At 70.1% G+C, this 12,820-nt stretch carries 9 protein-coding genes; 4 read left to right on the top strand and 5 right to left on the bottom strand.

Features of this window, described 5'->3' with window-relative positions; all coding sequences use genetic code 11:
* Window positions 1–411: 411 nt before the first annotated feature.
* Window positions 412–1,491 carry an expansin EXLX1 family cellulose-binding protein gene (locus tag CcI49_RS43595; protein ID WP_241840252.1) on the top strand — a complete coding sequence of 360 codons (1,080 nt, stop codon included), beginning with the start codon at window positions 412–414 and terminating at the stop codon, window positions 1,489–1,491.
* Between the two features lie 362 nt (window positions 1,492–1,853).
* Here the strand turns inward: CcI49_RS43595 and CcI49_RS26765 are convergent, their stop codons facing one another.
* On the bottom strand, window positions 1,854–3,062 hold the full coding sequence (locus CcI49_RS26765; protein WP_241840251.1) for an ABC transporter substrate-binding protein: 1,209 nt from the start codon (window positions 3,060–3,062) through the stop codon (window positions 1,854–1,856).
* A gap of 89 nt (window positions 3,063–3,151) precedes the next feature.
* Window positions 3,152–3,928 (bottom strand): ATP-binding cassette domain-containing protein, encoded by a 777-nt coding sequence (locus tag CcI49_RS26760; RefSeq protein WP_116437510.1) that lies wholly within the window; start codon window positions 3,926–3,928, stop codon window positions 3,152–3,154.
* Between the two features lie 233 nt (window positions 3,929–4,161).
* Between CcI49_RS26760 and CcI49_RS26755 the strand changes: the two genes are divergently transcribed.
* Together CcI49_RS26755 and CcI49_RS26750 are read left to right on the top strand one after the other, a co-directional pair.
* A complete protein-coding gene (locus CcI49_RS26755) occupies window positions 4,162–6,849 on the top strand; it encodes an ATP-binding cassette domain-containing protein (RefSeq protein ID WP_076830457.1) in 2,688 nt (895 codons plus the stop codon).
* Between the two features lie 221 nt (window positions 6,850–7,070).
* Entirely contained in the window at window positions 7,071–8,330 is a 1,260-nt protein-coding gene (locus CcI49_RS26750) for a hypothetical protein (RefSeq protein ID WP_076830454.1), read from the top strand.
* Between the two features lie 123 nt (window positions 8,331–8,453).
* Here CcI49_RS26750 and CcI49_RS26745 read toward each other — a convergent pair whose 3' ends face one another.
* Both CcI49_RS26745 and CcI49_RS26740 read right to left on the bottom strand, forming a co-directional pair.
* Entirely contained in the window at window positions 8,454–9,326 is an 873-nt protein-coding gene (locus tag CcI49_RS26745; protein ID WP_076830451.1) for a hypothetical protein, read from the bottom strand.
* Window positions 9,327–9,559: 233 nt separating this feature from the next.
* Window positions 9,560–10,726, bottom strand: a complete 1,167-nt coding sequence (locus CcI49_RS26740; RefSeq protein WP_054564506.1) for an alkaline phosphatase PhoX — start codon at window positions 10,724–10,726, stop codon at window positions 9,560–9,562.
* Between the two features lie 668 nt (window positions 10,727–11,394).
* Here CcI49_RS26740 and idi point away from each other — a divergent pair.
* Window positions 11,395–12,045, top strand: a complete 651-nt coding sequence (idi, locus tag CcI49_RS26735; protein WP_054564507.1) for an isopentenyl-diphosphate Delta-isomerase — start codon at window positions 11,395–11,397, stop codon at window positions 12,043–12,045.
* A 76-nt stretch (window positions 12,046–12,121) separates the two neighbouring features.
* Here idi and CcI49_RS26730 read toward each other — a convergent pair whose 3' ends face one another.
* Complete coding sequence (locus CcI49_RS26730; protein WP_083749740.1) at window positions 12,122–12,610, bottom strand: hypothetical protein; 489 nt, start codon at window positions 12,608–12,610, stop codon at window positions 12,122–12,124.
* Window positions 12,611–12,820: the final 210 nt, after the last annotated feature.

Below are 12,820 nucleotides of genomic sequence, written 5' to 3'. Positions count from 1 at the left end.
AGGCTCGAAGCCGAGGTCACGGGCACAGTCCCGCGGACACTCAGGACACAGGATGATCCGGGAGACGGCGAGATGTGGCGCCACACCGCTGGCCCGGCCACAGCCGCCCGGCCCGCACCGAGGCGGCGGTGCGCGGCGCCGCGACACGGCCGGCGGTGATGACGGCGGGTCCGGAACGCACCGGGTTTCCGTAGAAATGCCGAGCTCGTGGACGTCCTCGCCCGGCAGCGGGGGCCCACCGCCAGCTGAACACGACCCGCACCAAAATTCTCACCCAACGCGCCAGCCTGGGCACCGATGGTGCTCGACGGGGTGGATGCGGCAGGCTATTGTTCCGATCTCGGGAGGGGTCCCATCGCGTCGAGTCGTCTCGAATCGTCTCGACACCGCGGTCACGGAGGTTCCTCCCTGATGCTGCTTTCGTCCCCCTCCCCCTCTCCTTCCCGTGCTGCCGCGGCGCTTCTTCGCCGGGCCGTGATCGGCACGGCGACGACGGCGGGTGTCGCCGTCATGATCACCGGGTGCTGGCCCCTCGGCGACGGCGCTTCCGGCCGTCCCCTGGCCGCCGCCACCGCTGCTCCTGCTACCGGCACCGCGGCCGAGGTGCCGTCTTCGGGCTTCGGTGGGCACGCGCCGACGACCACGCCCGGCGACTCGGCGGGGGCCACGGGCGCGGTGCCGGGCTCCGATCCGGCGCTCGGTTCGGGGCAGCCGGCAGCGCCACCGGCCGGTTCCACGGCGACCGGTTCGACCGGCGGGCGGCCCCCCTCGTCCCCCGGCAGCGGTACCGGTACCGCCATCGCCACCTCGACACCGGCGGCGGCAGCACCGGCGCAACCGCCGGCCCCGCCACCGGCGCAGCCGCTCGCCGCCCCGGCTTCCGGGCGGATCCAGCCGGGCACCGTCTACCGGGGCCGCGCGACGCACTACGGCGCGGACGGCGGGGGCAACTGCATGTTCGACCGGCTGAACGACCCGGCGATGCCGGTGGTGGCGATGAACGAGGCCGACTACGAGACCGCACGCGCCTGCGGCGCCTACATCCAGGTCACCGGCCCCGGGGGAAGCGTGGTCGTCAAGGTCACCGACCGCTGCCCCGAATGCGCCCCGGGGCAGCTCGACCTGAGCGAGCAGGCGTTCGCCCGCATCGCCGGCGGCGTGCCGGGGCTGGTGGACGTCACCTGGCGCCTGGACAGCCCGTCGGGCCTCGGAGCCGTGCAGTACAAGGTGAAGGAGGGTTCGTCGGCCTACTGGCTCGCCCTCCAGGTCCGTCAGCACCGCAACCTGGTCGCCTCGCTGGAGGTGCGGGTCAACGGGGTGTGGACGCCGCTGCGGCGCGAGATGTGGAACTACTTCATCGCGCCGAACGGGCTCGGGCCGGGACCGTTCACGGTACGGATCACCGATGTCTTCGGTGAGCGGCTCGTCCACACCGTCAACCTGTCGCCGGGTACGACCCAGCAGGCCACCGGCCAGTTCGCCCAGCACTGAGTCCTGTCACAGATTGCGGCCGGGATCTGGTGATGATCTCCGATGACCCCGACGGGCGCCGCTGCCGGGCAAGATCTGCCCCATCGAGAATCCCGCACCGCCGCGCAGCACTGCCCTTTCACCTTGAAATGGACAAAGGGGGCGTCGATGCACCTGGCGACCCGCAAGAAAGAAGGGTTCTGGTTGTCGGCACGACCTGAATCGTTCACTCTTGCGACTCGCCAAACCGGGCAATCGGGTGCTCGGATGTCCGGCCGCGGTGGTGCAAGCGGCAGCCCCGGCCCTCCGCCGCGGTCGGCGCCCGGAAGGCGGGTACGACCCGCTTTCCCAGCGCCGACCCGGCGGTTCGCGCCGGCGTCACCTCAGGAGGACGGGGTGAGCTCCTTGCCGGTGCCGAACTCGCGGAGCTTGCCGTCCCAGGTGATCTTGCCGTCCTTCACGTGGGCGGTGGTGTAGGCCGGGTTGTAGATCGCGGCGTAGGGCAGCGTGCTCTTGGCGGTGAAGTCGACGGGTGCGGTCAGCCCACCGGTCTCGACCTTGTTCAGCTTCTTGATCCCGGCCAGGATGGACGCTCTGTCCACGGTCTGGACCGAGGACGCCACCTGCGCGAAGATCTTCACGCCGAGCCAGCTGTTGAGGCTGAGCTCGTCCACCTTCCCGTCGGGCTCATAGGCCTTGATGTCCTCGTTGAACTGCTTTCCATACGGGGTGGAGGTGTCCCAGGCCGGCGGGAGAACCAGGCCGATCGTGGCCGGGCCGTCGGCGCCCATGGTCTTGAGCTGATCCTGGTCGAAGGCGCTGCCCGCGAACGCGACCGTTCCCTCGTACCCGGTGGCGCGCAGCGCCTTGACGGCCACGCTCGTCTGCGCGGCGAAGGTCAGCCACACCACCGCGTCCGGGGAGTTCTGGGTGGCCTGCTGGGCCGGTGCGCTCAGATCCGCCGTGGACGGAGCGAGCTGGACGTTGTTGACCACCTCGACACCCGCTTTGCTGAAGACGTCGTTGACGGTCTTGCGGATGACGTCGGCAGTGGGGATGTCCAGGGTGACCAGGCCGATGCGCTTGGCCCCGCTCTTCACGACGTCCTGTGCCAGGCCGTGGAAGCCGACGACGACCGCGCCGTTGACGTTGAAGGCGAGCGAGTTGGTGAGGTCGAAGCCCGACACCGGGTACTGCCCGATGATCGGCATCTGGGCGGCCTCGATCTGGGCCTTGGTGGCGTCGTGGTAGTTGTCGGACCCGCCGGCGATCGCGACGATGTCCTTGTCGGCGAGGATCTCGCGGTAGCAGTTCGCCGAGTCGGTCGCGTTCTGGTGGTTGTCGCAGAGCTTCAGCTCGAGGGGCCGGCCGTCGATCCCGCCGTTCTTGTTGATCGCCGCCACCGCTGCCCGGGCACCCGTGGCGTACTCGGGGTTGCTGCTGACCCCGCCGCTCAGGCCCCCGATGGCGGCGATCTTGATCGGCTGACCGGTGAGGCCGCCGGATAAGTCGGCCTTCTCCTCGTCGTCTCCTCCGCCGCCGCAACCGGCCAGCACCGCCACGAGTGACAGCGCCGCCGCGAACGCGGCCACGGGCGTCCTCGCGCTTCTTCCGAGCATTCCTATCCCCATTCTTGTGGACGAGCGAGGTGGTTCAGCAGAGATGGTTCGGGTGAGGTGCTTCAGGAGAGGTAGAGGGCGGCCAGGCCGTCGAGGTCGGTGAGCCACCTGCTCGCGGGGCTTTCATCGACAATCTCGCCGCGGCGCATCACATAGGCCCGGTCCGCTCGGCTCAGCACTGACCGTGCGTTCTGCTCGACGACGACCACCGCGACGCCACGGTCGGCCGTCTCCCGCACGGTGTCAAGTAGGCGTTCACGTACCAGTGGAGCGAGGCCGAGCGACAGCTCGTCGATCAGCAGCAGCCGCGGAGCTCGGGCGAGCGCCAGCGCGAGGGCGAGCATCTGCTGCTCGCCACCCGACAGCAGCGCGGCGCGGTGCCGGGAGCGGTCCGCGAGCGCCGGGAACAGCTCGATCGACTCCGCGCCGCCCCGGACGAGCCGCAGCGACTGCCGGACGGTCAGCCCCGGGAAGACATGGCGCTCCTCGCCCATGAAGGACACGCCCCGGCGGGCACGCCGATAGACGGGAACCCGGTTGCACGGCTCCCCGAACAGGCGGATCTCCCCGCTCGTCGGCCTGCTGTACCCGGCCAGCGTGCGCAGCAGGGTGGTCTTGCCCGCGCCGTTCGGGCCGAGCAGCGCCACCACCTCGCCGGGGCGCACCTCGATGTCGATGTCGCGTAGAACCGGCACCCGCCCGTAGCCGGCCGACAGCCCGCGCGCCTCGATCGCGGCCGAAAGTCCGGACTGCGCCGAATCCGCCTGGGACTTCTCGGGAATCGTCGACACGCCACCGCGGCCGCCGCTGCGGCCGCCACCCGGGCCACCATCACCCATCCGTCATCCTCCGCACTCTGAGAGTAAGTGGCAGCGCCGACACCAAATAGCCCGCGGAAAGGGCCTGCCGGGCCGTCGACGTCCGCCCACCGCCGCATCCCACGGGGTCTTGCGAGTGAATGCTCACGACCTTACGCTGCCAAACAGGGGTCCGCAATGGCCTTCGTGGTGGCCGGCCGGCCGAATGCGCGCGGCCGGCCGGCCACCACTCGTTCCTGAGCTCTGGGGGTGTCATGGATCCGCGGACCATCCTGCAGTTCGCGTTATTAGGCCTCGGCGTCGGCGGCGTCTACGCGGTCAGCGCGGTCGGAATCGTCGCGATACACCGTGGGTCGCGAACAATCAACTTCGCGCACGGCGGCATCGCGCTGTGGGGCGCGCTTCTCTTCTACTGGATGCGCGACAGTCACGACGTACCAAGCATTCCTGCGGCGGTGCTGACCCTGCTGGCGGCGGCGGTGTTCGGCGCCGGGGTCTACCTGCTCGTCATACGATTCGTCCGGCACCGGACGCAGCTGTCCCGCATGGTGGCGACCCTCGGTCTGCTCGGGCTGCTGATCGGCCTGGCGCACACCGTGTTCGAGAACGCCCCGCGGGTGCCCGACAGCGCCTTCCCCTCCGGCGGGGTGGACGTGTTCGACCAGAAGATCCCGTACGAACGGATCATCATCTTCCTGATCGCCGTGGTGGTCGTCCTGGGGCTGGCGGCCTGGTCGGCGAGCGCCCGGCTGCCGCTCATGACCAGGGCGATGGCGGAACACGAGTCCGCCGCCCAGGCACTCGGCGCGTCACCGCACCTGTTGGGCAGCCTCAACTGGGCGCTCGGCTCGGCGCTGGCCGCGGCGAGCGGCATCCTCGTCGCGCCCATCGTGGGGCAGTTCGACACCGCGATGCTCCAGGTGATGGCGTTCGCGCTGGCCGCGGCCCTGCTCGGGCGATTCGACAGCTTCGGGCTGGCACTGGCCGGCGGTGCCGCGCTCGGCGTGGGCGAGAGCGTGGTGACGCACCTGGTGGCGGAGCATGTGCCGAGCCAGTTCCAGCTGGGCTGGCCGCAGACGGTGCCGTTCGTCGCCGTCATGGCGATCCTCGTGCTGCGCCGGGACGGCGCGAGCAACCGGCTGCCCGCGGTGCCCGCGGCTCCGGTCGCTGCCGGGCTGTTCCGGCCCGTCCCGGCGGTGATCGCGCTTGCCGGGGCGGTCGCCGTGCTGCTGTTCGGCAGCGCCCAGTGGCAGGACGCGGCGATCCTCTCCGTGGTCTTCGGAATCCTGGTGCTGTCGCTGGTCGTCCTGATCGGCTACGCCAACCAGATCAGCCTGGCGCAGATGACCGTGGCCGGCCTCGGCGCCTACGCCGCGGTCCGCCTCGATCTGGACATCCATCTGCCGTTCGTGCTCGCCCCGGTCGCCGGTGCCGTGGTGGGAGCCGTCGCCGGCCTCGTCGTCGGCCTTCCCGCGCTGCGGGTCCGGGGCATCAACCTCGCCATCCTCACCATGGGCCTGGCCGTCGCGGTCTCCGGAGTGCTCTTCGACAGCACCCACTACACCGGCGGCATCGCCGGTTCGCAGCCACACCCCCCGACGCTCTTCGGCCTCGACGTGGACGCGGCGCGCCATCCCGACCGGTACGGGCTCGTCGCGCTGTTCTGGCTGGTGGTCGCGGCCGGCGTGGTGGTCGCCGTCCGGCGTTCAGGGCTCGGGCGCCGGCTGCTCGTCGTGCGGACCAACGAACGCGCCGCCGCGTCCGTCGGGATCAGCGTCGCGCGGGCCAAGCTGTCCGCCTTCGTGATCTCCTCGGCGATGGYCGGCGCCGCCGGCGTGCTGCTCGGCTTCCGCAGTTCCTCGGTCACGTTCACCCAGTTCTCGTTCCTGGAGTCGATCAACCTGGTGAGCCTCGCCGTCATCGCCGGCGTCACGGCGGTCAGCGGCGGTCTGCTCGGTGGGGTGCTCGCTTTCGGCGGCCTGGTCTACCTGGTCATCGCCAAGCTGCACATCGGCTTCGTCACGGACAACTACGCGACGATCTTCGGTGCGGCGCTGGTCGTCACGGTGCTCCTGCACGAGAACGGCGTGGCCTGGCGGCGCAGCTTCCAGCATGACCCGGCACCGATCCCGTCGGGTGAACAGCCGGCGCGGGCCGGTACCGCACTGGTCACCGCGGACGTCTCGGTGCGCTTCGGTGGTGTCGCGGCCGTCAGCGACGTTTCCCTTCGTGCCCTGCCCGGTACGGTGACCGGCCTGGTCGGCCCGAACGGCGCCGGCAAGACGACCCTGCTCGACGCGATCGGCGGCTTCGCGGCCACCAGCGGCGGCCAGGTGCTGCTCGGCGACCGGACCCTCGACGCGGACGGCGCCGACGCGCGGGCCCGCGGCGGCCTGGGCCGGGTCTTCCAGGCCGGCGAGCTGTTCGAGGACCTGACCGTCGCGCAGAACCTGCGCGTCGCGGCCGAGAACGCGGGCGGTACTGACGGGCGGCTGACCGCACCGGCCCGGGCCGCGCTGGAGCGCTTCGGGCTGACCGAGGACCTGCCGCGACTGCCCACCGAGCTCCCGATGGCGAAACGTCGCCTCGTCGGCATCGTGCGTGCGCTGGCCAGCAATCCCGCGGTGGTGCTCCTCGACGAACCGGGGGCCGGCCTGTCCATCACCGAGATCAGCCAGCTGGCCGCCCACCTGCGCGACCTCGCCCACGACTGCGGGCTCACCGTGCTGGTCGTCGACCACGACATGGCGCTGGTGATGTCGGCCTGCGACCGGATAGTCGTGCTGCATCAGGGACGGGTCCTCGCCGAGGGCACCCCGGCGGAGATCCAGGCCGACGCCACGGTCCGGGAGGCGTACCTGGGCGACCCGACGGACCCGGCATCGGCATCGGCATCGGCATCGGCATCGGCGGATGCGATACCGGATCCGTCCCTGGCCTGAGCTGCCCGGCCGGGTGACCCCCGGACGGGGTCACCCGGCGTTGCCTGTCGGGCTGTCGGCGTTTGACGGGGCTGCTGGCGATCGCCACTCGACTCTCTACGGAGAGAGTTCAAATGGACACACTGCGCCACTAGGCTACCGATGGTCACGGGTTCGCGACACCGCAAGAGCCGGGCCGGTCATTCGCCGCATCCACGAGACAGGTAAGGAACCGGTGCAGTATGTCCACTTCTGTCGTCGACGTCTGGGGCCAGCTCGCCCCGCAGGCCCGTTCCTCGTTCCCCCCGGCACCGGAGCCGCACGATGAATGGCCCCTTTCCGGCGGAACTGCCTGGGTGTACTACAGCCCGCTGAACCGTAGGCAGCTGATCAGACCCGTGATCCTGTCCGACGGCTTCTCGGGCGGGGCCAGCAACCTTGACCAGCTCTGGAACGGTCTGGAGGAAAACGGCGACTTCCGCTTCGTCAGCGAACTGCATGCGATCGGGCGCGACGTGATCATCCTCGGCTACGAGGACCGGACGGCATCGATCACAGCCAACGCCGACACTGCCATCGACTCCATCCGCCGGGCCATCGCCGAGCGCGTGGGCCAAGCCAGGCTGACCGTGGGGGGCTTCAGCATGGGCGGGCTGGTCACCCGATACGCCCTGGCCAAGATGGAGCAGGACCCCGGGCTCCCCGATCACGAGACCGCCGTCCACCTCTCCTACGACTCCCCCCACCACGGCGGATGGCTCCCGGTCTCCCTCCAGGCCTTCACACATTTCGCCGCGGACAACTGGGGGGACAACCCCCAGCTGGGGCCCATCCTCCGCCAGCTCTCCGGCCTGCTCAACAGCCCCGCCGCGCGGCAGATGGCACGCTGGCACATCGCGAAGGTCGGCGACGCCCCCGGGCAGGCGCCGGAGCGGTTGGCGTTCCTCAAGGAGCTCGACGAGCTCGGAGGATGGCCGCGCAACGTCCGCAGGATCGGTGTCGCGAACGGAGTGAGCACCGGCGTCGGGAACGGCATCAAGGCCGGCGCGACAGCCGTGCGGGGTGACGGCCAGACCCTGCGTGACACCTGGCTGAAGGCCCAGGACAGCGGCGATCAGATCGTCGCCAACCTGCAGACGGTCGACGGCAGGCCCACGCCGGTGCGCACCAGCGGACTCCCCGACATCGACGGCGCCCCGGGCGGCCTGTTCACCTTGCCGTCCGCCGCGGGAGACGCCGGCAGCTTCGGCCTGGTGGCCGCGCTCATGGCGCTCCTCGGCAACACCGTCGATCCGGACGTCATCAGTACGTCCTGCTTCATCCCCAGCATCAGCGCCGTCGCGGCCGGCGACATCGCCGACTCGGGCGCGCTCTACCGTCCGATCACCGCGGACAGCAGCGCGCTTGACGCCTTCACGTGCGCCAGCCGCAACGAAGGGCACACCACGATGACCCAGGAACTCGGTGAGTGGATCATGAACGAGATCGCCGCATCCGAATGACCGCCCGGGTGGGCGCGGGCGTTGCCCCAGCGGCCCCGCCCACCCCAGCTCGCCGTCGTAGACGTCCGGACCGCCGGAGGAGCGGGACCGCGGATTGCCGGCGGGCGTGGTCGCGGTCGTGGGTCAGCTGCCGGGGAACGCGCCGGGGTCGACGGAGCTCGTCGACGCGTTGCCGCTGATGACGCCGTACAGAGTCAGCTCGTAACTCGTGTACCGGTCATATGAGAGCGTCTCGTCGAACTTGCTGAAGTCGCAGTCGCGGGTGAAGCGGGCGTTCACGTCGTCCCAGTCGGTCCCGACCGTGTAGAAGACCTCGTAGGTCCCGTCGGGGATCTCGTCGGCGGTCGCCGAACCGCCGGCCTGGACAAACACGTTGCGGATGACCTCGGTGCCCTGGGTCAGCTTCACCACCGCGTCCGCGTCCGACGACGCGTTGACGGTCAGCTCCCCGCCGCCGCCACCGCGCCCGCCGGGCAGGCTGCCGTTCGCGGGACGACGGGTCTGGTCCGGCGTGCCGACGGGAAGGAACGCGCCGACCGTGAAGGCACGGCCCGAGTCGGCGGTGGTCAGCTCCTGCGCCGCCTGGCGCACCTGGTTGGCGCCGTCGGCGCTGGCCGCCCTCGGCAGCCCGGAACCACCCGTGCACAGCTTCTTGTCCTGCGCGTCCTGGGACAGCGAGGTGAGGTCTCCGGCCAGCTCGTCGAGCGCCGTGCGCAGCTTCCCGTGTGCGGCGTCGACGGTCTCCGGCGGGCGCACCTGCGCGAGCTTGTCGGCCTGGCTGGTCAGGCTCGTGGCGGTGGCGGTGAGCGCCTTCGACAGGTCCTCGGGGGTCAGCGCCGCCCCGACGCCGTCGAAGGCGGGATCGAGCGACTTGTCCAGATCCGTCAGAACACCCTGGTAGGCGTCGGGTGTCAGCCGCGGTTCGTCGGAGCCGCACGCGACGAGGCCGGAGGCGAGAACCGGGAGCAGGACCAGCAGGAAGGTGTGGCGTCGCACCGTTGGAACCCCTCTATGTGCAATACGGGCACCGAGAGGATAGTTCCGGTCACCTTCCGCAGATGAATTTGTCACGTTTTCGACACATCAGGCCACGAAAGGTGGCATCGCCGGGACAGCTGATCCGTCCCGGCCAGATCGGAGAACACCGGGGGACGACGGTGCCGCGCGGCCGGCGTGGCACGGCACCGTCGTCAGATCACGGGGTCAGATCACGGGGTCAGATCACGGGCTCAGGTCCGGAACGGCCCGGTCACCTCGAAGGTGATGCCACCGGAGGAGGAGCCGGTGGTGCCGCGCTGGGAGGAGAAGTAGAGCCGGGTGCCGTCCGGGGAGAACGCCGGCCCGGTGATCTCCGACGAGCCGTGGCCGGACAGGCGCAGGATCGGCGCGACGACCTCGGTCGGCGTGATGATGCAGATCTCCAGGTTGCCGCCGTCCTCGGCGACGTACAGGTCGCCGTAGCTGGAACCGGTGATGTTGTCCACGCCGGTCAGCGGCGCGGTGCCGCCGGTCACCAGCGAGTCGTCGTAGGTCAGCTCGAACGCGTTGGTGGCGCAGTTCAGCTTCCATACCCGGTTGTCACCCTTGGTGGTCCACCACACGGTGTTGTTCGCGTAGTGGACGCCCTCGCCGCCGTTGAAGTGCTTAGCGGCGGAGACCTGGTTGCGGGTCGCGGTCGGCGAGCCGTCCGGGTCGGGGACGGTCTGCCAGGTCGCGGTGCCCGAGGTGGCCGACGCCGAGGCGCACAGCACCTCCAGGGTTCCGCTCGACAGGTTGCCCCAGGTCGTCGGGCGGAACCGGTAGAAGCAGCCGCTCGTGTTGTCCTCCGTCAGGTAGATCACCTGGCGGACGGGGTCGCAGGCCGCGGCCTCGTGGGTGAAGCGGCCCATGGCCGGCCGGGCGACAGCGGTGGCGCCGGTCGCCGGGTAGGTCTCCCACACCCGCCCGGTGGAGGTCTCCTCGCAGGACAGCCAGGTGCCCCACGGGGTGGCGCCACCGGCGCAGTTGCTGCTCGTGCCGGAAAGGATGCGCTGGGCCGAGGTGACGGTCCCGGACGAGTTGAAGCGCAGTACCGAGGCGCCGCCGGAGCTGCTGCCGACCTCCGAGTTCGACACGTACATCCAGCCGGTGCCATTCGCGTAGCAGGCCCCGCCGTCCGGAGCGTTGTGCCAGGTGTAGCTCGTCCCGCTCACCGTCTGGCCGGACCTCGCGACAATTCTGCTGGTGAATCCGGACGGCAGCAGAACACCATTGGCATCCGCCGCGAGCAGAGCCCCGTAAGGGCTCGTTCCGGGCTGCGCGGGGGCCGCCATGGCGACCTCCAAAGCAGTTCCGGAGAAGGCCATAACGCCCGCACCGACAAATGCGGAACGTATGAATGACCGCCGGTCGACCATCGATCCTCCTGGATTTTGGGCAGCGATTGTTCACGAACTCCGGGCCGCCCGAGGGACGATAGTCACCCCGCAATCACGCCACCAGCCACCGTCTGGTGAACATTCGGCGCCCCCAACGAAAATCCGCTGAAACATCACGCTAATCACCAGCACACACCGAGTTCACCTACTCCGCGGGACCGAGGTGGGGTCGAGGCGCCGGCGCGAGCCACGAAACCGTGCCGGCGACCGACTGTCTTCCACCCGACACCCCCCTTCCCAGCTGGCACCAGGGCCACGGAGGGGAAGGACAGGCCGCCGAGACGCGCCGGCGCGCGCCGGCGCGTCTCGGCGGTAGCCGGGTGCCACGCCGCCGCCGGAACACAGCTCCGGAAGGCCGACGAGTCGCCGTGAGTGCAGGTACGGTCACCAGCGCAAGCTCGATGTCTCGGTCGGCAACAACCCGGGCACCACAGCGGAAGGCGATTCGGGACAGGTCGGCACGAGCCCCGCGGAATGAGGCCGCCGCACCGGCGGCGAAACGCTGGCGCACGGCAGCCGGACCGCCACCGGAACCATAATTGGCGCGAACCCTCACCCGACGTCGGTGCGGAAAATCACGCGCCCTCACAGCATGACCTGGATAACATGCCCCCATGGCTACCGCGAATCATCCTGGTTCCCAGGACATGATTTCTCGTCCACGTGACTCACACAGGTCGGGCGGGGCGGCAGTAAAGGCGCCGGAACTCGTCATCCTGCTCAGCCCGTCCGGCGACATCATCGGTACCACCCCAAAAGCCACCGTCCACGGGCCGCAGACTCCACTGCACCTCGCGTTCTCCTCCTACGTGTTCGACGACCTCGACCGTCTTCTCGTCACGCGGCGAGCGCTGGAGAAGACCACCTGGCCGGGCGTCCTCACCAACACCTGTTGTGGGCACCCCGCCCCCGGCGAGGATTTCCGCGAGGCCATCACACGCCGGCTTGTGCAGGAACTCGGCCTGCGGGTGGGGCGCATCGACCTGGCGCTGCCGAAGTTCCGCTACCGCTGCGTGATGGACGACGGAACGGTTGAGAACGAAATCTGCCCGGTGTTCTTCACCCGCACTTCCGGACCTTTCCAGATCAACCCCGAAGAAGTGGCTGAGGCATTCTGGTTCCCCTGGTCGAACTTCGTCGAGGACGTCATGAGCGGCGCACTCGCGATCTCGCCCTGGGCGCGGCTTCAGGTCGAGCAGCTCCGCGCGCTGGGCCCCTCACCGCGGAACTGGCCGTCCGCTCCCGACGAGGAGCTGCCCGCGGCCGCCCGCCAGAACACCGCAAGCCTCGCCAGCTGACGACGGACAGCGGTCGGGGTCGGGGTCGGGGTCGGGTGCCATGGTCAACCCGACCCCGACCGGCGTCGGATCAGGCTCAGTCGAACTGGACATTGCGGATGAAGCACCGCAGGTCGTCCCCATCCGGGGCACCGGCGACCGACCAGTCGGCGGATGCGCCCACCTGCACGTCCGGCACCTCGACGACCTTCGTGTCGACAACCGTGCTGTGGTCGTCGGTCACGAAATCAACGACGATCCGGTAGGCACGCGGCTGCCTGCCCTGGTTCCTCACCAGGCCACCGAAAAGCCAGGCGCCGTTGTCGCGGTCACAGCTGCCTGCGACGACATCCGTGCGAGCGCCCTTCTTCGGGTCGTGACTCGGCACCGCCGCGGCGGGAAGAGGCCTGCTGTGCGGCACCGCGGACGTGTCGCGCCCGGGCACGGACACGGACGCGGAAGACGGGCTCCCGCTGGCACAGCCGGCCAGCGCACCGACCGTGAGGACACCGGCCACCGCGGTCGACCCGGTCCGCACCAGGCGCACCCGGGCCGATGGCCGCCGCCTCCCGCCAGGCCCGCTCATCCGTTGCTCCCCACCTCCGCCGCGCGCGGCGTCGCCCATCCGGGGACCCGGGTCGTTCAGGTCTCCCGGAGGGGCATTGCGCGACCAAACGCCAGCACTCAGAGTGATGAAATGTCGATCATTTCGTGACAGCGCCGGCTGGCTGAGGATCAGTGCCATCCCGGCGGCGGGAGCTTTCCGCCGCCGGGCGCCGGCTCAGCTGGCGATCAG

It is taken from the genome of Frankia sp. CcI49 (assembly GCF_001983215.1).
GTDB lineage: Bacteria > Actinomycetota > Actinomycetes > Frankiales > Frankiaceae > Parafrankia > Parafrankia irregularis.
Note: the sequence above shows the minus strand (reverse complement) of the source record. Positions and strands in the feature narration are given on the sequence as shown.

Coding starts and splice junctions, on each gene's coding strand:
- CcI49_RS26740 (WP_054564506.1), bottom strand. CDS start 10,726: ATGGTCGACCGGCGGTCATTCATACGTTCCGCATTTGTCGGTGCGGGC.
- CcI49_RS43595 (WP_241840252.1), top strand. CDS start 412: ATGCTGCTTTCGTCCCCCTCCCCCTCTCCTTCCCGTGCTGCCGCGGCG.
- CcI49_RS26730 (WP_083749740.1), bottom strand. CDS start 12,610: ATGAGCGGGCCTGGCGGGAGGCGGCGGCCATCGGCCCGGGTGCGCCTG.
- idi (WP_054564507.1), top strand. CDS start 11,395: ATGATTTCTCGTCCACGTGACTCACACAGGTCGGGCGGGGCGGCAGTA.
- CcI49_RS26750 (WP_076830454.1), top strand. CDS start 7,071: ATGTCCACTTCTGTCGTCGACGTCTGGGGCCAGCTCGCCCCGCAGGCC.
- CcI49_RS26760 (WP_116437510.1), bottom strand. CDS start 3,928: ATGGGTGATGGTGGCCCGGGTGGCGGCCGCAGCGGCGGCCGCGGTGGC.